This is a genomic window from Lysobacter solisilvae (genome assembly GCF_016613535.2).
Lineage (GTDB): Bacteria > Pseudomonadota > Gammaproteobacteria > Xanthomonadales > Xanthomonadaceae > Agrilutibacter > Agrilutibacter solisilvae.
The window spans coordinates 2,126,837-2,148,880 of record NZ_CP071518.1 but is presented as its reverse complement, the minus strand read 5'-3'; the positions used below and the strand labels follow the sequence as shown (position 1 = coordinate 2,148,880).

The following is a 22,044-nucleotide window of genomic DNA, read 5'->3' as shown; positions in this document are numbered from 1 at the left end:
TCGCGGGGAGCTGTCCTGGCCTGCGAGCGGAGGTGTCGGGGGGTTCGCACGCACCCCGGCGGCCCCCGGCCGGAGCTGCGCACCCCCTCGCGGGGGTCTTCGAGCTCCGCTGGCACCTCTCCGGGGTGACACATTGGAGCCCATGGGCTCCGCGCGCGGGCCACACGGGGGACGACGCACGTCCATCGCGGTGCCCTCGCGAAGGCCACGCCCCCTGCGCGCGGCGCCGCCCCGGGCTGGCGGGCGCTGCGCCCGACGCATCGGCCCGGCGCGCGCATGTGCAGATGCCGCGGCGTCATGGGCGCCGCGCCGGGCGGTGGCATAGTGGTTTCCGATCGCTGCCCCGTCCGCCCCATGTCCCGCCTGCTGGTCTTCCAACACGTCGCCGCCGAGCCCCTGGGCACGCTGGATCCGCTGATCCGCCGCCGCGGCCACCGCGTGCGTTACGTCAATTTCGAGCGCCACCCCGACCACGAGCCGAACGTGGACCGCTACCGCGGCCTGATCGTGCTCGGCGGGCCGATGAACGTCGAGGACCACGAACGGCGCGCCCACCTGCGCGCCGAGATGCGCGCCATCGAACGCATGCTGCACCAGGGCAAGCCGGTGCTCGGGATCTGCCTGGGCGCGCAGCTGCTGGCCCACGTGCTGGGCGCGCCGATCCGCCGCATCGAGGTGCCGGAAATCGGCTGGCACCGGCTGCACACGACGCCGGAGGGCCGCCTCGACCCGGTGCTGGGCGCGCTCGGCGAACAGGCGCCGGTGTTCCAGTGGCACAGCTACCGTTTCGATATCCCCGCCGGCGCCGTGCACTTGGCGCGCACGGACAACTGCGAACCGCAGGCGTTCCGGCACGGCGACAACGCCTACGGTTTCCAGTTCCACCTGGAGATGGACCAGCGCCTGATCGAACGCTGGCTCGCGCATCCGCTCTACCGCGACGAACTGCTCGCCCTGACCGGCGGCCGCGACCCCGATCCCGCCGCGACCGTGCTGTCGCACACGCGCGAACACATCGCGACGATGCAGGCCGGCGCCGACACGGTGTTCAACCGCTTCCTGGACCAGGTCGGCCGCCCGCAGCGCCGCTACACGCTGCCCTCGCGCGAGTGGGCCTGAGCTCGACTGAAGCTCCCCAGGCGGCAACAACGATGTTCCAGGGCACGACGGGACGGTTGTCCACGCTCGCCGTCGTGCACGTCCGACGGATCCGGCCCAACGCGCTGCGCGTATCGCGGCCACCACTTGCACGCGGTGTGATCGCGCGGCATGCCGAATGCAGCGTCTCGCGCCGATGCCGGCACCCCGCCCGAATCGGCAAGGCTCGTCGCTGCGCGCGGCGGCATCATTCCCGCGATCAAGGGAACGACCCGGGCACACACCATGACGGCGATCACCTCATTGCCCACCTTCGCGCCCGGCCAGCGCTGGCGCGTGCGCGGACGCCATCCGGGCGAACAGCCGACAGTACTGATCCACGCCATCGAGCCGCACGGCGCGGATGACGTGCATGCCCTGGGCCTGTGTGCGGGCGGCTTTGCAGCGCGCGAGGGCAGCCTCCCGGACTCCGGCACGGCCGTCTTCAACGCGTGCCCCACCCGCGCCGATGCCATCGTCCACGTCTCGATCACCGGCATCACCCTGCACAATCCGCGCGTGCCGTCGCCGGTGACGCAACTGGCGCACCTGCCGCTCACCGCGCGTGCCGTGATGGAAAGCCAGCCATGCCTGCTGCACACGCTCGGGCCCGACACGCCCGACGCGCCCGACACGCCGGACCCGCAATGGCCTGCGCATCACGCCCGCTGGCGCGCCGCGCTCGCCTCCGGGCAGGCCAGCGTCATCGATCAACCTGTCGCGCGCATCCTGGCCGAGCTGCAGCACGCCTGGTGGTCACTGGATCCGCCGACCACGCTGGAAGCGCGTCACTGGCTGTCTGCCTTCTCAGCCTGAGCCATTGCTCAGGGCTGCCCCATAGGCTTGCGGCTTCCCGGGCGCTGCGCGACGCGCGCCCCCATCGAAGGGCAGGCGATTGCGCCGATCTCCGACGCGCGGGAGGATGCCCCATCTCCGGCGCTGCGTCTCAAATGGCCTATCTCGATACCGGCAACCTGCTCTGCACCCTGTTGGACGACGCCACGCTGCAGCGGCGCGAACTCGCCCGCCGGCGCGCCGGCGTGCTTCGACTCACCAGCGGGCGCGTGGTCGCCTGCGATCCGTTCGTCAACCACGATCGTGCGCCTTTCGCAGGACCTGCCGTCGCTCCCGGGGCCTACCCGGTCGATGTCATCGCACATCGCGACATGCCGGTGCTCGCCGCGCTCTGGCTGCGCGACCCGGCAGGCATCGACGCCGCGACGCTCCAGTGGAGCCCGGCGCTGCTGCCCGGCCAGGATGCCGGCACGCTCGCCGACGACCGGTTCTTCGGCTACCCGGTCGATGCCGGCACCGGCTGTTTCATGGACGCCGACGCCGCGGAGGCGATCGCGCAACGGCTGGCGCAGGAGGAAGACCCGCACGCCGACTATTACAACCACGTCGTCGCCGGTGAGATGCGCGGCCAGACACTGGACCACTATCCGATGGGCGACGGCTCCGCCCACAACGTGGTGATGTTCCTTTCCGGATACGGTGACGGCAGTTATCCCAGCTTCTGGGGGCTGTCCGCGGACGGCAGCCCCGTGCTTCTGGTCACCGATTTCCTGGCGATCGAGGGCGGCGACGGGCGCGACGCGGAGACGATCCGCTACGACGCCTATGTGGACGGCCTGACGCCGGAGCACGCCGACGCCCTGGCGAAACTGCACGCCGCCGTCGTCGCGGACGACGTCGATGCCCTGCGCAGCCTGATCGCGGACGGACCGGCCGCGGCCAACGATGTGATCCCCGGCGTCGGCGGCACCGCGATTTTCGAGGCCATCCGCCTGGACCGGCCGCAAGCCCTGGAGATCCTGCTGGCCGGTGGCGGATTGCCGCCGGTACCGGCCGTCGCCCTGGGCGGGATCAGCGGATACGCCGACTACGCGCGTCGGCTGAAGAAGCCGCGCAGCGCGGCACTGATGGGCATCATCGAGGCGGCGCGGACAGCGCCGCCGGGGCCGACAAAAGAAGCGGCCGCGGGCGAAACGCGCGCGGCCGGCTTGCTGTCTCGGCTGGGCCGCTGGCTGGGCCGGCGCTGACGCGCGCGGCCCCATGCACGGGCTGGGTCAGGCCCAGGGATCACGCAACACGACGTTCGCGTCGCGGTCGCGCCAGGTGCCTGCCGAATCACCTTGCATGGTGGGCGCGCCGCCGCGCGTTGCGGACGGCAAACCACGTGGTTTAACGCAATCCGGCCGCGCCAGTTGACTGCCGAATCACCTTGCATGGTGGGCGCGCCGCCGCGCGTTGCGGACGGCAACCCATGTGGTTTGACGCAATGCAGCCGCGCCAGTTGACTGCCGAATCACCTTGCATGGTGGGCGCGCCGCCGCGCGTTGCGGACGGCAAACCACGTGGTTTGACGCAATCCGGCTGGCGCGCCCGAAAGCCCGCTCAGGCCCAGGGATCGCGCAGGACGATGTTCGCGTCGCGGTCGGGACCGGTCGAAACGATCGCCAGGTTGCAGCCGGACAGCTCTTCCAGCGCACGCAGGTAGGCACGCGCGGCCGGCGGCAGCTTGTCCCACTCGGTGATGCCGGCGGTGGACTCGCTCCAGCCCGGGAATTCCAGGTACACCGGCTTGCACTCTTCCCAGCCCGCGGCGTCCATCGGCGCATATTCGCTGCGCTTGCCGTGGTACTCGTACGCGATGCAGACCTTCAGCGTCTCCATGCCGTCGAGGATGTCGAGCTTGGTGATGCACATGCCGGTGATGCCGTTGATCGCCACCGCGCGCTTGAGCGCAACGATGTCCATCCAGCCGCAGCGACGCGGACGGCCGGTGGTGGCGCCGTATTCCTGGCCGCGGTCGCGGATGCCCTGGCCGACGGCGTCGTCCAGCTCGGTCGGGAACGGACCGCCGCCCACGCGCGTGGCGTAGGCCTTGGCGATGCCCAGCACGTAGTCGATCGCGTCCGCGCCCACGCCGGTGCCGGCGTACGCGCCGCCCACCGTGGTGTTGGACGAGGTGACGTAGGGATAGGTGCCGTGGTCGATGTCGAGCAGCGAACCCTGCGCGCCTTCGAACAGCACGCGCTTGCCCTGCTTGCGCAGCTCGTGGAGGATGCCGGCCACGTCGGACTTCATCGGCTCGACGTACTCGCCGAAGGCCAGTGCGTCGTCGAGCGTCTTCTGGAAGTCGACCGCTTCCACGCCCAGGTACTTGGTCAGCACGAAGTTGTGGTAGTCCATGGTGCCGCGCAGCTTCTCGGCCAGTTCGGCCGGATAGCGCAGGTCGGCGACCCGGATGCCGCGGCGGGCGACCTTGTCCTCGTAGGCCGGGCCGATACCGCGGCCGGTGGTGCCGATGGCGCCCTTGCCGGCGGCCTTCTCGCGGGCCTGATCTAGGGCGATGTGGTACGGCATGATCAGCGGCGTGGCCGGGCTGATCTTCAGGCGGCTGCGCACTTCCACGCCGTTGGCTTCCAGCTCGCCGATTTCCTTCTGCAGCGCGCCCGGGTGCAGCACGACGCCGTTGCCGATCAGGCACAGCGCGTCGTCGCGCAGGATGCCCGAGGGGATCAGGTGCAGGACGGTCTTCTTGCCGCCGATGACGAGCGTGTGGCCGGCGTTGTGGCCGCCCTGGAAGCGCACGACGGCACCGATGTCCTGGGTGAGCAGGTCGACGATCTTGCCCTTGCCCTCGTCGCCCCACTGGGCACCCAACACCACGACTGACTGACCCATTGGTTTTGCACTCCCGAACCTGGAATTCCCGCAAGCGGGTTGGACTGGCGCGCTGCGGCGCAGGGTGCCGCGCGCAAGCCGGCGGAAGCCGAAGGCGCGACACGGAAAAAGCCGGAGGGGCGGGCCCCGTCCGGCTTTTGTGCATTATCCGGGTTTTAGGGGGGCGGGGCTACCCCGCGGCGGCCGTGAAAACCGCAGCCGTCAAGACCTGGGGGCGGTGAACAGCGCCCCCGGCGCGGGCTTCACGTGCTACGCACGAGGTACAGGGAGATCAGCCCCGCCACCACGAACAGGCTGCCCACCAGCCGCACGCCCCGGTCCGACAGCTGCATCAGCTGCTGGACGGCGCGCTTCCAGCCACCCGGCGCGACGAACAGCACCAGGCCTTCCAGGACGGCGACGAGGCAGATGGCGCTGAGCAGTTCACGGACCATGGCGGCAGCGGGTGCATCACGGGGCGGCCCGGGCCGCCCCATGGGATCAGCGGTCGTTCCTCATGTACTGCAGGAACGGATCGTCGCGGTCGAGCACGATCACGCTCTCGCCGTCGGCGAACGACGCGCGGTAGGCATCCAGGCTGCGCTGGAACGCGTAGAACGCCGGATCCTTGTTGGCGGCCTGGGCGTACAGGCGCGTGGCTTCGGCATCGCCTTCACCACGCAGCTTCTGCGCGTCGCGTTCGGCCTCGGCCATGATCACCGAACGGTCGCGCTCGGCGTTGGCGCGGATCGCGGAGGACAGCTCGACGCCTTCGGCGCGCAGCTGGCTGGCCACCTGCAGGCGCTGGGAGCGCATCTGGTCGTACACCGAACCGACCACGTTGCTGTCCTGCGGCAGTTCGATGCGCTTGATGCGGATGTCGAGGATCTTCACGCCCAGCGTGCTGGCGCCTTCATTGATGGCTTCCAGCTGCCGGCCGATGAACTCGGTGCGGTCGCCGGAGACGACTTCCTGCAGCACGCGCGAGTTGATCTCGTTGCGCAGCGAGTCCTTGATGATCGGCGCCAGGCGCTGCACGGCCACTTCCTCGTCGCCGCCGGTGGCGCGATAGAACGCGCGCAGGTTGTCGATGCGGCCCAGGGCGAAGAAGTCGACGCTGACGTCCTGCTTGTCCTCGGTGAGGTAGCGCTCCGGGTCGGCGTCGAGCACCTGCAGCCGGCGGTCGAACACGGTCGCGTTCTCGACCATCGGCAGCTTGAAGTGCAGGCCGGGGCCGATGTCGGTGCGCACGATCGTGCCCAGGCGGAACACGATGGCGCTGTGGCCCTCGCGCACGACGAAGACCGAGCCCATCAGGCCCAGCAGGATGGCGACGACAATCGCGATCCAGGCGGAAGATCTCATCGGCGTTCCTCCTCACGGGTCGGGCGCGACGGGCGCGCCGAACGGCCGGTAGTGCCGGGGTCGGCGGTAATGGCGGGCGAGAGCACGTCGGGCGTCAGCAGCGGCGCCGGGGCGCTGGACGCGCCGGACCGCTTGTCGCCCATCGGCACGTAGAGCAGCTGGCGCGAGTCGCCGCCGATGATCTTGCGGTTCTGGGTCAGCACGTCCTGCACCGTTTCCAGCCATAGGCGCTTGCGGGTCACGTCCGGCGCGGCCTTGTACTGGTCGACCAGCAGCGAGAAGCGCGTCGCGTCACCCGTCGCGCGGGCGACGGTCGCGGTCTTGTAGCCGTCGGCCACCGCACGCGTGCGCGCGGCTTCGCCGCGGGCCTCGGGCACGACCTTCTTGGCGTAGGCCTGGGCCTGGTTGATCGAGGTGTTCTTGTCGGCGCGGGCGCGCTGCACCTCGTCGAAGGCGTCCTTCACCTCGTCCGGCGGACGGGCGTTGGGCAGGTTGAATTCGGTGACCACCAGGCCGGTGCGGTAGTCCTGCAGCGTCTTCTGCAGGCTCTCGCGCACGGTCACGGTCAGTTCGCTGCGCGCGTTGAGCACGGTGTCGAGGTCGGAACGGCCGACCTGCTCGCGCACGGCGCTCTGCGCGGCCTGCTGCATCACGCTGTCGGCGTCGCGGGTACCGAACAGGTAGGTCTGCGGATCACCGATGCGGTACTGCACGTTGATCTCGACGCTCACCATGTTGCCGTCGCGGGTGAACACCGGCACGGTTTCGCTGTACGCGTTGCTCTGCGTGGCGTTGACCTTCTGCACGGTCTCGATCGGCCACGGCGCCTTGAAGTGGGGGCCGGGCTGCAGCACGCGGTTGAAGTGGCCGAAGCGCAGCACCACGCCGCGTTCCTGCTCGGTGATCAGCAGGAAGGTGCTGAACACCAGCCACAGGCCGAAGGCGATGGCGACCCAGCGCCAGATGGGCGTGCCGCCCACGCCGCCGCCCCCGCCACCGAACAGGCCGCGCAGACCGTCGAGGACGGAGTCCAGGCCGCCGGGCGCCTTGCGCGGGCGCTGGGGTCGGCGGCCTTCCGGGCCGGGTTCGTTGCTGCCGGGGGTGTTCCAGGCCATGCCTGCTCCAATGGGGGCGATTTCGCCGAAGCACGCCCGAAGGCGCGCGTCGATTCTAGGTGAGGGCTCGGTCCGCCTCAAACAAGCGGCCGGCGGAGCGTGGGCTGTGGGCGGCGGTGGCGCTCAGAACGCCTCATCCTCGCCCAGCGCGCCGGCGGCTTCCAGCAGCGGCCGCAGTGCTTCGCCGTGGGATTGCGTGAACAGCTTCAGGGCGTCGGCGATGGCCAGGTCGACTTCCAGGCGCCAACCTTGCTCATCGTGGTCTTCCGCGCGCACGGCACCCAGTTCGTGCAGGCGCGCATGCAGGCGCGCGGCCTGCGAAGGCAGCCGCAGCTCGCCGGCGACATGGCGCAGGTCCAGCACTTCGGCCAGGGCCGTGCGCAGCAGGTCCAGCCCCAGGCCGAGCTGCGCCGAGACCCAGACCCGGGGGCGCCCCTCGGCGGGCCGGTCGTGACGGGGTTCATGCGCCCCGCCCTCGCCCGGGTCGAGGCGGTCGATCTTGTTGAACACCAGCAGCTGCGGCAGGTCGCCGGCGCCGATTTCGGCCAGCACCTGATCCACCTGCGCGATGCGTTCCTCGCGGATCGGATCGGCGGCGTCGACGACGTGGATCAGCAGGTCGGCATCGCGCGCCTCGGACAGCGTCGAACGGAAGGCGGCGACCAGTTCGTGCGGCAGGTCGCGCACGAAGCCGACCGTGTCGGCGAGCACGGCGCCGCCGCCCGGCAAGGCGATGCGACGCACGGTGGGATCGAGCGTGGCGAACAGCTGGTCGGCCGCGTAGGCGGACGCGCCGGTCAGCGCATTGAACAGCGTCGACTTGCCGGCGTTGGTGTAGCCCACCAGCGCGATGCGCGGCAGTTCGCTGCGCATGCGCGCGCGCCGCATCTGCGTGCGTTGCACTTCCACCTTGTCCAGGCGCTTCTGCAACTGCTCCAGCCGCTTCTGCAGCAGGCGTCGGTCGGTTTCCAGCTGCGTCTCGCCGGGACCGCGCAGGCCGATGGCGCCACCGCGCTGGCGCTCCAGGTGGGTCCAGCCGCGGACCAGCCGCGTGGCCATGTGCTTGAGCTGGGCCAGCTCGACCTGCAGCTTGCCCTCGGCGCTCTGCGCGCGCTGGGAAAAGATGTCCAGGATCAGGCCGGTGCGGTCGACCACGCGGCGCTCCAGGAGCTTCTCCAGGTTGCGTTCCTGGCCCGGCGAGAGCGCGAAGTTGACCAGGATCAGGTCGGCGCCACTGGCGTCGGCGGCGGCCTTCACCTCTTCCAGCTTGCCGCTGCCGATCAGGGTGGCCGGATTGGGTTTGTCGATACGGGCGGTGAGCAGGGCGGCCACGGAGGCGCCCGCCGAGCGCGCCAGGTCGGCGAACTCTTCCATCAGCCCCTCGTCCGGCGGACCGCCGGCGTGGGGCTGGATCAGCAATGCGTGTTCACCCTTGCGGGAACGTTCGAACATCCGGGAGGCGGCGTGGGAGAGTCAGTGAGACCGCAGATGTGGAGGCAGCCGCGTCCGATGCAAGGGCTGGCGCGCCGAAAGCGCGTCCGCGCGGCGCGCCGGACGGGCCGCGAACCCCAGGTTCATGCGCCCGCGACAGCTTCCGCGGGCCGCATCGGCATGGAAGGCGGCAAGGCCGCCCTCCCCGCCCGCTTACTCGTTCTCGTCAGCGCCGTCTTCGCCGCTTTCGTCACCGGACTGGACATGGCCGCCGCCGGGGCCCACGCGGACGTTGCGCGCCGGCACGACGGTGGAAATGGCGTGCTTGTAGACCATCTGGCTCACCGTGTTGCGCAGCAATACGACGAACTGGTCGAACGACTCGATCGTGCCCTGCAGCTTGATGCCATTGACGAGGTAGACCGAAACCGGCACGCGCTCGCGCCGCAAAGCGTTCAGGAATGGATCCTGCAAGGATTGCCCCTTCGACATCGTGTTCCCCAATCGTTCTAGTTATAGGTGGCGGCCATAGGCTGGTCCGCATCGTCGGTACTGTCCCCGGTACGGACGATGGCCCGATGGTAACGCAAGCGTGCCGGCCGCGAGCGGGACACGCGTCACCCTGCGGCGGGCGGGCCCGGCGGCGGAAGGAAGCGGGCGAGCGCCTGCTCGAGCGGCGCCATGTCGGTCTGGGGATCGAACCAGCGCGCGTCCAGCTCGCCGCGCAGCCAGGTGATCTGGCGCTTGGCCAGCTGGCGCGTGGCGAAAATGCCCCGCTCGCGGAACTGCGCGGCGTCGCAGTCGCCGTCCAGGTGCTCCCAGGCCTGCCGGTAGCCGACCGCGCGCAGCGCCGGCAGGTCGAGCGGGCGCGGATGGTCGCGCAGCTCCGGCAGGGCGCGCAGCCGGCGCACCTCGTCCAGGAAGCCGGCCTGGAGCATCGCGTCGAAGCGGCGCGCGATGCGTTCGTGCAGCGTCGCGCGGTCGTGCGGACACAGGACCAGCTTGAGCACGTGCAGCGGCAGGCGCGGCCGCCCCGCGGCATCGCGGCGCCACTGGCTGATGGTGCGGCCGGACACCCGATGGACCTCGAGCGCGCGCTGGATGCGCTGCGCGTCGGTGGCGTGGATGCGCGCGGCGGCGGCCGGATCGATCCGGGCCAGCTCCGCGTGCAGCCCGGCCCAGCCCAGGCGGGCGGCATCGGCTTCGATGCCCGCGCGTACGGCGGCATCGGCCGGCGGCATGTCGGACAGGCCCTTGAGCAGGGCGTGGAAGTACAGGCCGGTGCCGCCGGCCAGGATCGGCACGCGTCCGCGCGCGACGATGTCCTGGATGGCGCGACGGGCGTCGGTGGCGAATTCGGCCGCGGAATACGGTTGCCACGGCTCGCGCACGTCGATCAGGTGGTGCGGGACCGCGGCCTGTTCGGCGGCCGAGGGCTTGGCGGCGCCGATGTCCAGGCCGCGATAGACGAGCGCGGAATCCACGCTGACGATCTCGCCCCCCAGCCGTTGCGCCCAGGCCAGCGCGAGCGCCGTCTTGCCCGACGCGGTCGGACCCATGAGGGCGATGGCGAGCGGGCGGGCCTGGGCAGTCATCGGTGGCTCGGTGGAAATCCGGGAACCCGGCGCGCCAACCGTCCGGGCGGACAGCGGCGCGAACCGGGTACGTCAGCCGCGCCGGGCCGGGCGGTCGTGTGCCGCGCGGCCCGGAGCCTCGCCGCAGGCCGCCCCGGCCTTCCGCAGGCTCAGGCTTCCTGCCCGCGCGCCAGCAGGCTGCCCCGGCGCCCGTAGAGCAGGTAGACCGCGACGCCGATGAGGTTCCACACCAGGAACCAGATCTGGGTGCGCTGCGGCAGGCTCCAGAAAAGATACAGGCAACCCAGGATGGCGATCGGCCCCACCACCCAGGCCACCGGCGCGCGGAACACGCGCTTGCGCGACGGATCGCGCTTGCGCAGCACCAGCAGGCACACCGCCACCGCGACGAAGGCCGCCAGGGTGCCGGCGTTGGCCAGCGCGGCGATCTCGTCCAGCCGCGCCACGCCCGCCAGCGCCGCCACCAGCACCGCGGTGAACGCGGTGATGGCCACGGGCGTGCCGGTGCGCGGATTGACCTTGGACAAGCCGCGCGGCAGCAGGCCGTCGCGCGACATCACGAAGAAGATGCGGCTCTGTCCGTAGAAGAACGCCAGCAGCACGGTCGGCAGCGCGACGACCGCCGCGCCGGCGACGATCCCGGCCGCGGTGCCCTGCCCCAGCTCGCGCATGATCAGCGCCAGCGGCGCCGGGCTGTCGGCGAACACGGTGTAGTGCATCGCGCCGACGGCGGCCAGGGCCACGATCATGTAGATCAGCGTGCAGCCGACCATCGAGCCGATGATGCCGATGGACAGGTCGCGGCCGGGATTCTTCGTCTCCTCCGCCGCGGTGGAGATCGCGTCGAAACCGTAGAAGGCGAAGAAGATGATCGCCGCCGCCGACATCACGCCGCGCTCGACGCCGTCGGCGCCCATCGACTTGGCGAAACCGAAGGGCATGAACGGATGCAGGTTGTCCGGGTTGAAGTGCGGCATCGCGATGGCCACGAAGACGCCCAGCGCCACCACCTTGATCACCACCAGCACCGCGTTGAGCGTGGCGCTTTCCTTCGTGCCCACGATCAGCATCCCGGCCACCGCGAAGGTGATCAGGACAGCCGGCAGGTTGACGATGCCACCCGCGTGCGGCCCGGCCGCCAGCGCCTGCGGCACGTGGATACCCCACCCGTTGAGGAACTCGACGACCGAACCCGACCAGCCCACCGCCACGGCGCTGACCACCAGCGAGTACTCCAGGATCAGGCTCCACCCCACCACCCACGCGATGGTTTCGCCCAGCACGATGTAGCTGTAGGTGTAGGCGCTGCCCGCCGCCGGCATCATCGTCGACAACTCGGCGTACGCCAGCGCGGCGCAGGCACAGACCACGCCGGCCACCACGAACGACAGCAGCACCGCGGGCCCGGCCAGGTTCGCGCCGACGCCGATCAGGGTGTAGATGCCGGTCCCGACGATGGCGCCGATGCCCAGCGCGATCAGGTGCGGCCAACTCAGGGTGGGCACGAGGCGCCGCCCCTCCTCGTGCACGGTGACCTGGTCGATATCCTTGCGCCGGAGCCATGTCTGCATAAAACCCTCGAAGTCGAAGAGGCCAATGGGGGCACATAGTGGGCCACCCGCCGCGCCGATGCGCGGTGGGACGTCCGGATGCCGTGGAAAGGCTGCCGCCACGTCGGCGGGTCGCGGACGTCAGCCGGCAACCCTGCGTTCCGCCGTGGCTCCCCCCGGCCCGAAGCTTACCGTTAGGATGACCCGCAGCGCAGCGACAGGGCTGGCGTTCCGCCGGCACCGACTTGTGCGAGTCCCGAACCCGCGGGGAAACGCGATGCTGGAAGTCCTTGGAATCGGTGTCCTGGTGGTGCTGGCCGCAGGCTGGCTCCTCGCCCGCGTCGGCCGCGACCGGCGGGGCGATGCCGCGACTGCCGACCAGGGCGGCGTCCAGGTCGACGGCGACGGCGGCTGGAATTCCTCCGGCAGCGATGCAGGGTGCAGCGACGCAAGCGGCGATGGCTGCGACGGCGGGGGCGACGGCGGGGGCGACGGTGGTGGCGGCGACTGATTCCCCGGCCATCCATGCCGGCGGCTGTCACTGCGGCGGCGTGCGCTGGACCATGACGACAGGGCGGGCACTCGCGGACACCGCGCCACGCGAATGCGACTGCGACTTCTGCACCCGGCACGCCGCCGCCTGGGTGTCCGATGCGCAGGGCGCGCTGCGCATCCGGTCCCGCGACGGCGCGCTGCTGCGCTACCGCCAGGGTTCGGGGCAGGCGCAGTTCCTGCTGTGCACACGTTGTGGCGTCCTGGTCGCGGTCATCGCCCGCAGCCAGGACGGACGCTGGCTCGGCGCGGCCAACCGCAACGCCTTCGACGATCGCGCGCGGTTCGGCGCACCGGCGACTGTTTCGCCGCAGCAGCTCGGGCCGGAGGAAAAGCTGGCGCGCTGGACGCAGTTGTGGACGCCGGCGGAACTGGCGGAGGACTGATCCGCGCGGCCGCATTGGCGCGCCTTCGGAAACGCCGTGCGACGACCGCATCCCGGCGCCCGCCCTCCCCACGGTGCCGCCGTCGCGGGCGAAACTTGAAGTTGCCCACAGAGCCTGTGGACAAGCCCCCGGGGCCGATTGTGGACAAGTGGCTGCGCGCCTTGCGGGACGGGCGTGTCAAGAGGGGTGGTCAATTTTTCACCACACACCCCGCGGCCCGCGCCCCCGAAAAAAGTCAAGCCTCCGGGCTGATCCGTTTGTGCACATCGGCTGTGCACAAAGGCGGCTGACAACCTGTGGACAACTTCCTGCGCGCCTTTGGCAACGGGCCTGTCAATAGGATTGGCTAAACTTTCACCACACCGCTCCGGGCCAATTTTTTCCCGCCCGCGCGGTTGTGCACAGGGGCTGTGGGCAACCCGCGCGGACAAGTTATGGACAAGTACCTGCGACGCAGGCGGGACAAGGGTGTCAATAGGATTGGCGAAAAACTCGCCACCGCGCTGAACGACTCAGTCGTCATCAGGCCAGCGGATCGAAGGCGTGCCGCCCGCGCGCGGCATCGGTTGCGCGGCGACGGCCTGCCACACCTTCACCGCGTCGACGGTCGCCGCCACGTCGTGTACCCGCAGGATGCGCGCGCCGCGCTGGGCCGCCACCAGGTGCGCGGCCACCGACCCGTGGACCCGATCCTGCGGGGCCTCCCGGCCGGTGATGTCGCCGATGGATTTCTTGCGCGACAGCCCGGCCAGCACCGGCACGCCCAGCTCGGTGAAACGCTGCAGCTGCGCCAGCAGGGCCAGGTTGTGCGCCAGTGTCTTGCCGAACCCGAACCCGGGGTCGACGACGATCCGACGCTTGTCGATGCCGGCCATTTCCGCGGCGAAGATCCGTTCGACCAGGAAGCGATGGACCTCGGCGACGACGTCGTCGTACTGCGGCGCGTCCTGCATCGAGCCGGGCTCCCCGTGCATGTGCATCAGCACCACGGGCACGCCCAGTGCAGCGGCGGTGCCGAGCGCGCCCTCGCGGCGCAGCGCGTGGACGTCGTTGATCAGGCCGGCGCCGGCGTCGACCGCGGCGCGCATGACCTCGGGCTTGGACGTGTCCACGCTGACGGGCACCCCGGTTTCGGCGGCGAGCCTGCGGATGACCGGGATGACCCGCCGCAACTCCTCCTCCACGTCGACCGGCTGCGCGCCGGGGCGGGTGGACTCGCCCCCCACGTCCAGCATGTCGGCGCCCTCGCCGACCAGGCGCAGCCCGTGGGCCACGGCCTCCTCAGTGGTTGCGTGCGCGCCGCCGTCGGAGAACGAGTCCGGGGTGACGTTGACGATGCCCATGACGCGCGCACGGTCGAACACGACGACCCGTCCGCGGCAATCCAGTGAAGGCGTGGTGTCGAACATGGATGCAGTCCCCGTGGCGCGGGCGGGCCGCGCAAAGAAAAAGGCCAGAGCGGACTCTGGCCTTTTCGGTCGGGACTGGCAACGCGCCCGTCAGGTCGTCGGGGCGGCGGCGCCACCGATGGGCGGGATCGGCGGGGAGACGTTGGACTTGCTGCCGCCGTTCTTGGTCCAGCCTTCCGGCGGCGGCGGCTCGCGGCCTTCCATGATGGCGTCGATCTGCTTGGCGTCGATGGTTTCGTACAGCAGCAGCGCCTCGGCCATGTTGTGCAGCTTGTCCAGGTTCTCGCGCAGGATCTCCGTGCTGCGGGCGTAGGCCCGGTCGAGGATGTCGCGGACGACCTCGTCGATCTTGCGCGCGGTCTCGTTGGAGACGTTCTTGTGCTGCGTCACCGAACGGCCGAGGAACACTTCGTCCTCCTCCTCGCCGAAGGTGATCGGGCCCAGTTCGGACAGGCCCCACTTGGTGGCCATGTTGCGCGCCATCTTGGTCGCACGCTCGATGTCGTTGGACGCGCCGGTGGTGACCTTGTCGGCGCCGAAGACCAGTTCCTCGGCGACGCGGCCGCCATACAGCGAGCACAGCTGCGACTCGATCGCCACCTTGTTGTAGCTGTACTTGTCGCCTTCGGGCAGGTACATCGTGACGCCCAGCGCGCGGCCGCGCGGGATGATGGTCACTTTGTAGACCGGATCATGCTCGGGCACCATGCGACCGACGATGGCGTGGCCGGCCTCGTGGTAGGCGGTGAGCTTCTTCTCGGACTCGCTCATGGCCATCGAGCGGCGCTCGGTGCCCATCAGGATCTTGTCGCGGGCGCGGTCGAAGTGGTCCATGCGGACTTCCTTCGCATTCTCGCGCGCGGCGAACAGGGCCGCCTCGTTGCACAGGTTGGCCAGGTCGGCGCCGCTGAAGCCCGGCGTACCGCGCGCGATGGTCATCGGCACGACGTCCTCGGCCAGCGGCAGGCGGCGCATGTGCACGCGCAGGATCTGCTCGCGACCCTTGACGTCGGGCAGGCCCACGGTCACCTGGCGGTCGAAACGGCCCGGGCGCAGCAGCGCCGGATCCAGGACGTCCGGACGGTTGGTCGCCGCGATGACGATCACGCCCTCGCCGCCCTCGAAGCCGTCCATCTCGACCAGCAGCTGGTTGAGCGTCTGCTCGCGTTCGTCGTGACCGCCGCCCAGGCCGGCGCCGCGATGGCGGCCGACGGCGTCGATCTCGTCGATGAAGATGATGCAGGGGGCGTGCTTCTTGGCCTGCTCGAACATGTCGCGCACGCGCGAGGCGCCGACGCCGACGAACATCTCGACGAAGTCGGAACCGGAAATGCTGAAGAACGGGACCTTGGCCTCGCCGGCGATGGCGCGCGCGAGCAGGGTCTTGCCGGTGCCCGGCGGACCCACCATCAGCACGCCGCGCGGGATCTTGCCGCCCAGCTTCTGGAACTTGCCCGGATCACGCAGGAACTCGACCAGCTCCTGCACTTCTTCCTTGGCCTCGTCGCAGCCGGCGACGTCGGCGAAGGTGACCTTGACCTGGTCCTCGCCCTGCATCTTGGCGCGCGACTTGCCGAAGCTCATGGCGCCCTTGCTGCCGCCCTGCTGCATCTGGCGCATCACGAAGATCCAGAAACCCACGATCAGCGCGATCGGCAGCAGGTTGAAGATGATCGACCAGAAGGACGGCCCGGAGCTGGGCGCCTTGCGGGTGATGTCGACGTTGTGGTTCACCAGGTCGTTGACCAGCTGCTGGTCGGAAGGACCATAGGCGGTGGCCTTGCTGCCGTCCTTGCGCTCGAACTGCAGCGCGTTCACGGCGAGGTTGGTGTCCTCGGTGAATTCGACCGCCTTGATGCGGTCACCCTGGACATCCTTGATGAACTGGGAATACGTGACTTCGGCCGACGTCGCGCCGATGCCGGTGCGTGGTCCGAAGGCCTGGAAAACGACCATCAACACGACGGCGACGATCACCCAGAGAAGAAGATTTTTGGCGAGGTCGTTCATGGATCGGGTCGTTCGCCTATTCAGTTCGCGCGCGCGTGGCGCGCAGGGGTGCACCTTACTTCATCTGCGCCAGCTTTCCCTGAGCGAGCGCATAAACCTCCGGCGACCGCTTGCGCGAGGCCGCCGGCTTGCGGATCACGACCTTGGAATAGCGCCGTCTCAGTTCCCGGACGTAGTCGTCGAACCCGACGCCCTGGAACAGCTTGATCAGGAACGTGCCCCCGACCCTGAGGTGGCGATCACCGAAGTCCATCGCCAGTTCCGCCAGGTGCATGGCCCGGGGAAGGTCCACTGCGTCCACGCCACTCATATTGGGGGCCATGTCCGACAGGACAAGGTCCACGGATTTGCCATCCAGCGTGGATTCCAGCTGCGATAGGACCTCATCCTCCCTGAAATCCCCATGAAGGAATTCCACGCCCGCCAGGCTGGGCATGTCGAGGATGTCCAGCGCGATCACACGGCCGCTGTCACCCATCGACTGGCGCACCCATTGCGACCAGCCACCGGGGGCGGCGCCGAGGTCGACCACGACCATGCCGGGCTTGAGCAGGCGGTCGCGCTCGACCAGCTCCTCCAGCTTGAAGGCCGCGCGCGAGCGCAGGCCCTGGGCCTGGGCCTTCTTCACGTAGGGATCGGAGAAGTGTTCCTGCAACCAACGCTGGCTGCTTTTGCTGCGGGTGGCCACGGAGGGACGGCCTGGAACCTGGGGCGGCCATGATACCCTGCGTGCCCGTTCCGCTCCGTGCCGATCCCGTATGCCCACAGCCCTGACCGCCGCCCAGACCCGATTCCTGCGCGGGCAGGCGCACGACCTGAAGGCGATGCTGCAGGTGGGCGGCAAGGGCATCACCGACTCGCTGATTGCCGAAGTCGACCAGGCCCTGGAGCACCACGAGCTGATCAAGATCAAGGTGGCGGCCGACGACCGCGACGGGCGCGACGCCATGATCGAGGACATCGCGCAGCGCACCGACGCCTGCCTGGTCCAGCGCATCGGCCACACCGCGGTCCTGTACCGCCAGAGCAAGGACAAGCGGCACATCGTGCTGCCCCGGGCCTGAGCCCCACCCCATTCGCCTGCCCGGGCCGCCTACCGCCCCGCCATGCAACTGAACCTCGAACACCCGGACCACGAATTCCTGCTGCGCGGCGCCGATGGCGCGCTGGCGGTGGTGAATGACCGCCGCCTCACGGCCAGCTTCATCCTGGCCACCGATCGCCTAATCGAGGACTGGCCCGTCCGCGACATCCACGCCCTCCAGCCGGCCGACCTGGCACCGGTGCTGGCGCTTGAGCCGGAAGTGATCCTGCTGGGCACGGGCGAGCGCCAGGTATTCCCCGCCGCGGTCATCGCCGCCGCGCACGCACGTGGCGTCGGACTGGAAGCCATGACCAATGCCGCCGCCGCCCGCACCTTCAACGTGCTGGCGAGCGAGGGCCGCCGTGTCGTGGCGGCGTTCGTGTTGACTCCTGCCGCCTGAGGCGGCCTTGCCGCGATATCGGGTTCGCGGCGGACGGCCCTGATGGCCTTGGCCTGGCCGGGGCCGCGACTTCCATCGGCCCAGCTCGCTGTGCCTGGGCAGGCCGGGCTAGCGCCGCGGCAGGTAGAGCATCGGATCCACGGGACGGCCGTTGTGGCGGATCTCGAAGTGCAGCATTTCGCGGGGAGCGCCGGTGCGGCCCATCACGGCGATCTGCTGGCCGGCCTTCACGATCGCGCCCTCGTTGACCAGCCGGGCCCGGTTGTGTCCGTACGCCGAAAGCCAGGCGTCGTTGTGCTTGACGATGATCAGCTCGCCATAGCCCACCAGGCCGGAACCGGAATACACCACCACGCCGTCGGCCGCCGCCTGCACCGGGGCGCCACTCTCGCCACCGATGTCGATGCCCTGCCGGGTCGGCTCGCCGGCGACGAAGCGGTTCAACAGGCTGCCCTGCGCGGGCCAGCGCCAGTCGAAGTTGCTTGCGACGGGCTGCGCCGGGGGCGTGGGAAGCGGAGGCGTCGTGCCCTGGGTGGCGGGCGGCCGCGTGGGCCGCGGGGTGGCAGACGCCGGTGAACCGGCCGTCGCCGCGGGCGTCCGGGGCCCGGTGCCTGCGCTCGTGCCGGGCGAAACCGCCCGCCGCGGGGTCGCGCCAGCGGTGGTCGACGGGGTCGCCCGGGCGCCGGCGCGCGGGGACAGGCGAAGGCGCTGTCCGGGGTAGATCGTGTAAGGCGGGCCGATGCCGTTCCAGGCCGCCACCTCGCGCACGTCCAGGCCATTGCGGAAGGCGATGCCGTACAGCGTGTCCCCACGCTTCACGACGGCGACGCTGCCGGCCGGCGGCGGCGGCGTGCCGGGCCGCGCGGCGGGCGGGCGGTCCGCCTGTGCCGGCTTGCGCACCACGGTGCTGGTGCAGGCGGCCAGCGATACCGCGGCCAGCAACAGAAGGAAATAGTGCGAAGTCTTGGTCATGCGCCCTGTCGTGCGTGCCAGATCAGCCAGCCCAATGCGACCACCAGCAGCACGCTCGCCACCCAGCCGATCGGTTCGATGTAACGCCGCAGCGCGGCTTCCGCGCGCGGCCCGCCGATGCGGATCGCCGCGGCCAGCAGGTATACCCGCTTGCCCCGCCCGATCAGCATGCTGAGGAAATACTGGAGCATCGGCACGCCCACGATGCCCGACGCCCAGGTGAATATCTTCATCGGGATCGGCATGAAGCCGCCGAGCACCAGGAAGAAGAACACGGCCCACGGCGATTCGGCCATCTTCGCCTGCACGGTCGCGATGCCGGCCTCGATGCCGTCCAGCATGCCCACCGCCGCGAACAGCGGCTTGACCGCCTCGAAGGCGTAGTGGCCCAGCGCGTACCCGACGATTGCTCCCGCCATCGAGCCGGCCAGGCTCAGCGTGGCGAACCAGAAGGCCCGCTTCGGCTTGGCCACGCACATCGGCGCGAGCATCACCTCCGGCATCACCGGAAAGATGATCGCCTCGACGAAGCTCAACGCCGTCAGGTAGGCGGGCGCGCGGGGATGGCGAGCCCAGGCCAGCGCCCGGTCGTACAACGGCCCGAATATCTTCAATCGATCATCCCCGACAGCAGGGGCACGAACACGACCGGCGCCAGCGACTCCTGGGTGATCTGTCCGTTGGCGTCCTTGCGCAGCTTGAGCAGCGACTGCGACGTCGCCCCGCCGACCGGCGCGACCAGGATGCCGCCCGGTGCCAGCTGCTGGGTGAGCGCATCGACCAGCGCCGGCGCGGCGGCGGTGACCAGGATGGCGTCGAAAGGGCCGTTCTCGGGCCAGCCGATGCGGCCGTCATCGTGCTTGCTGCGCACGTTCATGCCCAGCGAGCGCAGGCGCTTGCGCGCGGTGCGCAGCAGTTCGCCAATGCGTTCGACGGTGTGGACCTCGAGCCCCAACGCGGCCAGCACGGCGGCCTGGTAGCCGGAGCCGGTGCCGATCTCCAGCACTTTCGCCGGGGCCGCCTCGAGTACCGCCTCGGTCATGCGGGCCACCACCCACGGCTGGGAGATGGTCTGGCCATGGCCGATGGGCAGCGCGGTGTCTTCGTACGCGCGGGTGGCCAGCGCCTCGTCGACGAACAGGTGGCGCGGCACGGTGCGGATCGCGTTGAGCACGCGTTCGTCGGCGATGCCGTTCTCGCGCAGGCGGTCGACCAGGCGGTCCCGCACGCGCTGGGAGGTCATGCCCTGGCCGATCGCCTCGGGTTGCAGCCGCATGCGCATCGTCATGCCGCCTTCCCCAGCGACGCGGCGAGGCCGCTGACCCAGCTGGCGACCTGTTCCAGCGCCTGGTAGCGGGTCAGGTCGATCTGGATCGGCGTGATGGAGATGAAACCACGGCGCACCGCATGGAAATCGGTGCCGGGGCCGGCGTCGGCTTCCGATCCCGCCGGGCCGATCCACCACCACTGCCGGCCGCGCGGGTCCTGCTGCGGGATGCAGGGCTCGGCGCGGTGGCGGTTGCCCAGCCGGGTCACTTCGAAGCCGGCCACCCGATCCCACGGCAGGTCGGGCACGTTCACGTTCAGGATCGTGTCGGCCGGCAGGGGTTCCGCGCGCAGGCGGGCGATGATCTCCACCGCCGCGCGGGCGGCCGTTTCGTAGTGGTGGCCCTGGTGGTCGGCGGTGACCAGCGACATCGCCACGGCGGGCAGGCCCAGGAACCGGCCCTCCATCGCGGCGGCGACCGTGCCGGAATAGATGACGTCGTCGCCCAGGTTGGCCGTGTTGTTGATCCCCGACACCACGATGTCCGGCTCGACCTGCAGCATGCCCGTGATCGCCACGTGGACGCAGTCGGTCGGGGTTCCGAAGACGCGCCAGGTATCCGCGTCGTGCTGCAGCACGCGCACCGGCATGTCCAGGGTGAGCGAATTGCTGGCGCCGGAACGGTCGCGGTCGGGGGCCACCACGGTCACTTCATGGCCGGCCGACCTCAGGCCCGAGGCGAGGACCCGGATGCCGGGGGCGTCGACGCCGTCGTCGTTGCTGACCAGAACGCGCATGAATGTGCCAAAGAGAACCGCTGCGACAGGAGGCCCATGATAGCCGATGGCCGATCATCGACCGGGTGGCCGCGCACGGAACGAGGCCACGCCGCGGCGGCGGGGCGCCCTGCGTTGCGAATCCACAAATTCATGGCGCGCGCGCTAGTCTGGTGGCATGACGTCCGCCGCCGACGACGACGATTCCCGCCTGTTCCGCGATGCCATCGGCCCGGTCCGGCCGCTGCGCGAGTCCACGCCGCCGCCCGGCGCCCCCAAGCCGCGTCCGCGCGCCCGCATGGCCGAACTCGACGATGCCGCCGCGCGCGAGGAATTCCGCCACGCGCTGGAGAGCAGCCTGCTGGAGGCGGGCGACGTGCTCTCCCACCGCGACGACCGGCTGCCGGCGCGGACGTTCCAGCGGCTGCGCCGCGGGGAGATGGCGATCCAGGACGAACTCGACCTGCACGGCGCCGACGTGCGCGAGGCGCAGGAACTGCTGCGCGCGTTCATCGCGCACGCGCGCGACCACGGACTGGGCTGCGTCCGCGTGATCCATGGCAAGGGATTGCACGGCACCGCGGGCCCGTTCACGAGCCGCGATGCGCCGGTGCTGAAGAACCTGGTCGATCGCCTGCTGCGGCAGCGCGCAGACGTCCTGGCCTTCCACTCCGCGCCACCCGCGCAGGGCGGCACCGGAGCGGTATTGATACTGCTGGCGCCGCCGGCACGGCGGCGCTAGCAGGTCACTCGGTGTCGTCTTCGACGGCAACCCGCTTCTTCGGCACGTTGACCCAGTTCACGTGCACGAAGTTGCGGCGCATGGCCGTCTTCTCGTAGTACCGGATGTAGTCGCTGTCGGTGACGTAGCGATACTGCTGCTTCTTCGCCTGCGACGGCGGCGGCGACGTCATCGCGTCCGGGTTGGTGGTGGCGCAGGCACCGAGCAGGCTCACGGCCAACGCGATGGCACTGATACGGATCAATGTGTTCATCGAGGCTCCACTTTCTGCTTTTTCGCGATCCGGGGCGGGTTGACCCACACCACATCGATGCCCTTCTGGCGGGCGATCGATTCGACGCGGGTGACGTACAGGTTGTTGCGGTATTCCGGCGAGGAGACATCGGAAGGGTCGACGTAGGTGGACCTGGCGTCCATCCCCGCGCACCCCGTCAGGGCAACCGCGAACGTCAACAGCAATGCCTTCTGGACTGGCTGCTTCATGACCGTTCCCCCATCTGCGCGCGATCGCCGCGCGTACGGCAGGACGCGTTCGGCCGTCCTGCAATTTCCGGTATACGCCGGCGGGAAAGGCCTTCCAGTGT

25 protein-coding genes are annotated in these 22,044 nt (G+C 70.1%); 8 read left to right on the top strand and 17 right to left on the bottom strand.

The window, feature by feature from the left end:
* Window positions 1-354: 354 nt before the first annotated feature.
* The 3 genes from I8J32_RS09585 (at window position 355) to I8J32_RS09575 (ending at window position 3,179) form a co-directional block, all read left to right on the top strand.
* Window positions 355-1,119, top strand: coding sequence for a type 1 glutamine amidotransferase (locus tag I8J32_RS09585; protein WP_200611426.1), 765 nt, complete (start codon window positions 355-357; stop codon window positions 1,117-1,119).
* Window positions 1,120-1,383: 264 nt separating this feature from the next.
* Window positions 1,384-1,953 (top strand): hypothetical protein, encoded by a 570-nt coding sequence (locus tag I8J32_RS09580; RefSeq protein WP_200611423.1) that lies wholly within the window; start codon window positions 1,384-1,386, stop codon window positions 1,951-1,953.
* Window positions 1,954-2,087: 134 nt separating this feature from the next.
* Complete coding sequence (locus I8J32_RS09575; RefSeq protein ID WP_200611420.1) at window positions 2,088-3,179, top strand: DUF4241 domain-containing protein; 1,092 nt, start codon at window positions 2,088-2,090, stop codon at window positions 3,177-3,179.
* A gap of 355 nt (window positions 3,180-3,534) precedes the next feature.
* Here the strand turns inward: I8J32_RS09575 and I8J32_RS09570 are convergent, their stop codons facing one another.
* The 8 genes from I8J32_RS09570 to I8J32_RS09535 form a co-directional block, all read right to left on the bottom strand.
* Window positions 3,535-4,827, bottom strand: coding sequence for an adenylosuccinate synthase (locus I8J32_RS09570; RefSeq protein ID WP_200611416.1), 1,293 nt, complete (start codon window positions 4,825-4,827; stop codon window positions 3,535-3,537).
* 242 nt (window positions 4,828-5,069) lie between these two features.
* Window positions 5,070-5,261 carry a DUF2065 domain-containing protein gene (locus I8J32_RS09565; RefSeq protein WP_200611412.1) on the bottom strand — a complete coding sequence of 64 codons (192 nt, stop codon included), beginning with the start codon at window positions 5,259-5,261 and terminating at the stop codon, window positions 5,070-5,072.
* Between the two features lie 46 nt (window positions 5,262-5,307).
* Window positions 5,308-6,171, bottom strand: coding sequence for a protease modulator HflC (hflC, locus tag I8J32_RS09560; protein ID WP_200611409.1), 864 nt, complete (start codon window positions 6,169-6,171; stop codon window positions 5,308-5,310).
* Window positions 6,168-7,286 (bottom strand): FtsH protease activity modulator HflK, encoded by a 1,119-nt coding sequence (hflK, locus tag I8J32_RS09555; RefSeq protein ID WP_200611406.1) that lies wholly within the window; start codon window positions 7,284-7,286, stop codon window positions 6,168-6,170. Before hflK ends, hflC begins: the two co-directional genes overlap by 4 nt.
* Window positions 7,287-7,409: 123 nt before the next feature.
* A complete protein-coding gene (hflX, locus tag I8J32_RS09550) occupies window positions 7,410-8,738 on the bottom strand; it encodes a ribosome rescue GTPase HflX (protein ID WP_200611387.1) in 1,329 nt (442 codons plus the stop codon).
* A 192-nt stretch (window positions 8,739-8,930) separates the two neighbouring features.
* Window positions 8,931-9,209, bottom strand: coding sequence for an RNA chaperone Hfq (gene hfq / locus I8J32_RS09545; protein ID WP_200611372.1), 279 nt, complete (start codon window positions 9,207-9,209; stop codon window positions 8,931-8,933).
* A gap of 125 nt (window positions 9,210-9,334) precedes the next feature.
* Complete coding sequence (gene miaA, locus I8J32_RS09540; protein ID WP_200611365.1) at window positions 9,335-10,312, bottom strand: tRNA (adenosine(37)-N6)-dimethylallyltransferase MiaA; 978 nt, start codon at window positions 10,310-10,312, stop codon at window positions 9,335-9,337.
* 149 nt (window positions 10,313-10,461) lie between these two features.
* Window positions 10,462-11,883: an amino acid permease gene (locus tag I8J32_RS09535; protein WP_200611364.1), complete on the bottom strand. Its 1,422-nt coding sequence runs from the start codon at window positions 11,881-11,883 to the stop codon at window positions 10,462-10,464.
* Between the two features lie 256 nt (window positions 11,884-12,139).
* Between I8J32_RS09535 and I8J32_RS09530 the strand changes: the two genes are divergently transcribed.
* Both I8J32_RS09530 and I8J32_RS09525 read left to right on the top strand, forming a co-directional pair.
* Window positions 12,140-12,373, top strand: a complete 234-nt coding sequence (locus I8J32_RS09530) for a hypothetical protein (RefSeq protein WP_200611363.1) — start codon at window positions 12,140-12,142, stop codon at window positions 12,371-12,373.
* Between the two features lie 52 nt (window positions 12,374-12,425).
* Window positions 12,426-12,800, top strand: coding sequence for a GFA family protein (locus I8J32_RS09525; protein WP_200611361.1), 375 nt, complete (start codon window positions 12,426-12,428; stop codon window positions 12,798-12,800).
* 512 nt (window positions 12,801-13,312) lie between these two features.
* Here I8J32_RS09525 and folP read toward each other — a convergent pair.
* The 3 genes from folP to rlmE all read right to left on the bottom strand — a co-directional run bounded on the left by folP (window position 13,313) and on the right by rlmE (window position 16,907).
* Window positions 13,313-14,209 (bottom strand): dihydropteroate synthase, encoded by an 897-nt coding sequence (gene folP / locus I8J32_RS09520; protein ID WP_200611358.1) that lies wholly within the window; start codon window positions 14,207-14,209, stop codon window positions 13,313-13,315.
* 90 nt (window positions 14,210-14,299) lie between these two features.
* Window positions 14,300-16,219, bottom strand: coding sequence for an ATP-dependent zinc metalloprotease FtsH (ftsH, locus tag I8J32_RS09515; protein ID WP_200611356.1), 1,920 nt, complete (start codon window positions 16,217-16,219; stop codon window positions 14,300-14,302).
* 55 nt (window positions 16,220-16,274) lie between these two features.
* The gene (gene rlmE / locus I8J32_RS09510; RefSeq protein WP_200611343.1) at window positions 16,275-16,907 is read right to left on the bottom strand and encodes a 23S rRNA (uridine(2552)-2'-O)-methyltransferase RlmE; all 633 of its coding nucleotides are present in this window, start codon (window positions 16,905-16,907) and stop codon (window positions 16,275-16,277) included.
* A 70-nt stretch (window positions 16,908-16,977) separates the two neighbouring features.
* On the opposite strand from rlmE, the gene yhbY reads away from it, so the two are divergent.
* Entirely contained in the window at window positions 16,978-17,283 is a 306-nt protein-coding gene (yhbY, locus tag I8J32_RS09505; RefSeq protein ID WP_200611341.1) for a ribosome assembly RNA-binding protein YhbY, read from the top strand.
* Between the two features lie 42 nt (window positions 17,284-17,325).
* The gene (locus tag I8J32_RS09500) at window positions 17,326-17,703 is read left to right on the top strand and encodes an Mth938-like domain-containing protein (protein WP_200611328.1); all 378 of its coding nucleotides are present in this window, start codon (window positions 17,326-17,328) and stop codon (window positions 17,701-17,703) included.
* 108 nt (window positions 17,704-17,811) lie between these two features.
* Here I8J32_RS09500 and I8J32_RS09495 read toward each other — a convergent pair whose 3' ends face one another.
* Genes I8J32_RS09495 through surE form a run of 4 tightly spaced genes read right to left on the bottom strand, consistent with a single transcriptional unit; the run spans window position 17,812 to window position 20,739 of the window.
* Complete coding sequence (locus I8J32_RS09495; protein ID WP_200611327.1) at window positions 17,812-18,675, bottom strand: peptidoglycan DD-metalloendopeptidase family protein; 864 nt, start codon at window positions 18,673-18,675, stop codon at window positions 17,812-17,814.
* Window positions 18,672-19,289, bottom strand: a complete 618-nt coding sequence (locus I8J32_RS09490) for a YqaA family protein (RefSeq protein ID WP_200611324.1) — start codon at window positions 19,287-19,289, stop codon at window positions 18,672-18,674. The genes I8J32_RS09495 and I8J32_RS09490 overlap by 4 nt, the downstream gene beginning before the upstream one ends.
* The gene (locus I8J32_RS09485; RefSeq protein WP_200611322.1) at window positions 19,286-19,963 is read right to left on the bottom strand and encodes a protein-L-isoaspartate(D-aspartate) O-methyltransferase; all 678 of its coding nucleotides are present in this window, start codon (window positions 19,961-19,963) and stop codon (window positions 19,286-19,288) included. Before I8J32_RS09485 ends, I8J32_RS09490 begins: the two co-directional genes overlap by 4 nt.
* Entirely contained in the window at window positions 19,960-20,739 is a 780-nt protein-coding gene (gene surE / locus I8J32_RS09480) for a 5'/3'-nucleotidase SurE (RefSeq protein ID WP_200611320.1), read from the bottom strand. Before surE ends, I8J32_RS09485 begins: the two co-directional genes overlap by 4 nt.
* A gap of 157 nt (window positions 20,740-20,896) precedes the next feature.
* Between surE and I8J32_RS09475 the strand changes: the two genes are divergently transcribed.
* The gene (locus I8J32_RS09475) at window positions 20,897-21,460 is read left to right on the top strand and encodes a Smr/MutS family protein (RefSeq protein ID WP_200611318.1); all 564 of its coding nucleotides are present in this window, start codon (window positions 20,897-20,899) and stop codon (window positions 21,458-21,460) included.
* Between the two features lie 4 nt (window positions 21,461-21,464).
* On the opposite strand, the gene I8J32_RS09470 is transcribed toward I8J32_RS09475, so the two are convergent.
* Together I8J32_RS09470 and I8J32_RS09465 are read right to left on the bottom strand one after the other, a co-directional pair.
* Entirely contained in the window at window positions 21,465-21,713 is a 249-nt protein-coding gene (locus tag I8J32_RS09470) for a hypothetical protein (RefSeq protein WP_200611314.1), read from the bottom strand.
* Window positions 21,710-21,943 carry a hypothetical protein gene (locus tag I8J32_RS09465; protein ID WP_200611312.1) on the bottom strand — a complete coding sequence of 78 codons (234 nt, stop codon included), beginning with the start codon at window positions 21,941-21,943 and terminating at the stop codon, window positions 21,710-21,712. Before I8J32_RS09465 ends, I8J32_RS09470 begins: the two co-directional genes overlap by 4 nt.
* Window positions 21,944-22,044 lie beyond the last annotated feature (101 nt).

What these genes read in the sequence shown, in the direction of transcription:
- I8J32_RS09485 (WP_200611322.1), bottom strand. Translation starts at nt 19,963, where the DNA reads ATGACGATGCGCATGCGGCTGCAACCCGAGGCGATCGGCCAGGGCATG.
- I8J32_RS09535 (WP_200611364.1), bottom strand. Translation starts at nt 11,883, where the DNA reads ATGCAGACATGGCTCCGGCGCAAGGATATCGACCAGGTCACCGTGCAC.
- I8J32_RS09530 (WP_200611363.1), top strand. Translation starts at nt 12,140, where the DNA reads ATGCTGGAAGTCCTTGGAATCGGTGTCCTGGTGGTGCTGGCCGCAGGC.
- I8J32_RS09500 (WP_200611328.1), top strand. Translation starts at nt 17,326, where the DNA reads ATGCAACTGAACCTCGAACACCCGGACCACGAATTCCTGCTGCGCGGC.
- hflC (WP_200611409.1), bottom strand. Translation starts at nt 6,171, where the DNA reads ATGAGATCTTCCGCCTGGATCGCGATTGTCGTCGCCATCCTGCTGGGC.
- I8J32_RS09570 (WP_200611416.1), bottom strand. Translation starts at nt 4,827, where the DNA reads ATGGGTCAGTCAGTCGTGGTGTTGGGTGCCCAGTGGGGCGACGAGGGC.
- I8J32_RS09565 (WP_200611412.1), bottom strand. Translation starts at nt 5,261, where the DNA reads ATGGTCCGTGAACTGCTCAGCGCCATCTGCCTCGTCGCCGTCCTGGAA.
- miaA (WP_200611365.1), bottom strand. Translation starts at nt 10,312, where the DNA reads ATGACTGCCCAGGCCCGCCCGCTCGCCATCGCCCTCATGGGTCCGACC.
- I8J32_RS09495 (WP_200611327.1), bottom strand. Translation starts at nt 18,675, where the DNA reads ATGACCAAGACTTCGCACTATTTCCTTCTGTTGCTGGCCGCGGTATCG.
- hflK (WP_200611406.1), bottom strand. Translation starts at nt 7,286, where the DNA reads ATGGCCTGGAACACCCCCGGCAGCAACGAACCCGGCCCGGAAGGCCGC.
- folP (WP_200611358.1), bottom strand. Translation starts at nt 14,209, where the DNA reads ATGTTCGACACCACGCCTTCACTGGATTGCCGCGGACGGGTCGTCGTG.
- I8J32_RS09465 (WP_200611312.1), bottom strand. Translation starts at nt 21,943, where the DNA reads ATGAAGCAGCCAGTCCAGAAGGCATTGCTGTTGACGTTCGCGGTTGCC.
- I8J32_RS09475 (WP_200611318.1), top strand. Translation starts at nt 20,897, where the DNA reads ATGACGTCCGCCGCCGACGACGACGATTCCCGCCTGTTCCGCGATGCC.
- yhbY (WP_200611341.1), top strand. Translation starts at nt 16,978, where the DNA reads ATGCCCACAGCCCTGACCGCCGCCCAGACCCGATTCCTGCGCGGGCAG.
- I8J32_RS09470 (WP_200611314.1), bottom strand. Translation starts at nt 21,713, where the DNA reads ATGAACACATTGATCCGTATCAGTGCCATCGCGTTGGCCGTGAGCCTG.
- I8J32_RS09585 (WP_200611426.1), top strand. Translation starts at nt 355, where the DNA reads ATGTCCCGCCTGCTGGTCTTCCAACACGTCGCCGCCGAGCCCCTGGGC.
- I8J32_RS09580 (WP_200611423.1), top strand. Translation starts at nt 1,384, where the DNA reads ATGACGGCGATCACCTCATTGCCCACCTTCGCGCCCGGCCAGCGCTGG.
- I8J32_RS09575 (WP_200611420.1), top strand. Translation starts at nt 2,088, where the DNA reads ATGGCCTATCTCGATACCGGCAACCTGCTCTGCACCCTGTTGGACGAC.
- I8J32_RS09525 (WP_200611361.1), top strand. Translation starts at nt 12,426, where the DNA reads ATGACGACAGGGCGGGCACTCGCGGACACCGCGCCACGCGAATGCGAC.
- hflX (WP_200611387.1), bottom strand. Translation starts at nt 8,738, where the DNA reads ATGTTCGAACGTTCCCGCAAGGGTGAACACGCATTGCTGATCCAGCCC.
- hfq (WP_200611372.1), bottom strand. Translation starts at nt 9,209, where the DNA reads ATGTCGAAGGGGCAATCCTTGCAGGATCCATTCCTGAACGCTTTGCGG.
- surE (WP_200611320.1), bottom strand. Translation starts at nt 20,739, where the DNA reads ATGCGCGTTCTGGTCAGCAACGACGACGGCGTCGACGCCCCCGGCATC.
- ftsH (WP_200611356.1), bottom strand. Translation starts at nt 16,219, where the DNA reads ATGAACGACCTCGCCAAAAATCTTCTTCTCTGGGTGATCGTCGCCGTC.